Origin of the sequence: Streptomyces sp. NRRL F-525, from assembly GCF_000716605.1 — a bacterium.
Lineage (GTDB): Bacteria > Actinomycetota > Actinomycetes > Streptomycetales > Streptomycetaceae > Streptomyces.
The window spans coordinates 1-531 of the sequence record NZ_JNXE01000126.1 but is presented as its reverse complement, the minus strand read 5'-3'; the positions used below and the strand labels follow the sequence as shown (position 1 = coordinate 531).

Annotated in this window: 1 protein-coding gene; it reads left to right on the top strand. The window is 66.7% G+C overall.

Translation table 11 applies throughout. The features are described from left to right. On the top strand, positions 1-313 hold a 313-nt coding region (locus OO69_RS48175), incomplete at its 5' end, for a hypothetical protein (protein ID WP_033287391.1). Positions 314-531: the final 218 nt, after the last annotated feature.

Below are 531 nucleotides of genomic sequence, written 5' to 3'. Positions count from 1 at the left end.
GGAGGACGCCGACGAGGACGCCATGGAATGGGCCGCCTTCCTCGCCGTGTGGCATGAGGAGCTGGGCACCCAGGAGTACACCTCCCAGAACCTGGTCGACTTCGCTTTCGCCTCAGCCACCGGCGTGAGCGCCGCTTCCAACCTCAGCAAGGTCATGCCGACCAACGGCGACAAGATCCCCAACTCCAAGCAGCTCGGGAAGTGGCTGCGTGCCCGACAGGGCCGCTTCTTCAGCGGCTACCGGATCATCTCCAGACGAGACGCGCGGCAGAAGATCAACTACTGGCGGGTGGAAGGCCCGGCTCCCCAGTAGGCCACCGTCTCCCTGCAGAGGCCCGCACGGATGTCCGTGCGGGCCTTTCTCGTGCGCCCACAACCTACGGGTCGCGGCAACTACACCCCGCACTGCCCGCACTACCCGCACTACCCGCAAAGTCCCTGGTCACAGGCGTGCGGGTAGTCGAGTGACCTTCTGCCCGCCGCGGGCAGTCGTCGCCGCTCTACCCGCACTACCCGTGACCTGGGTAGTGC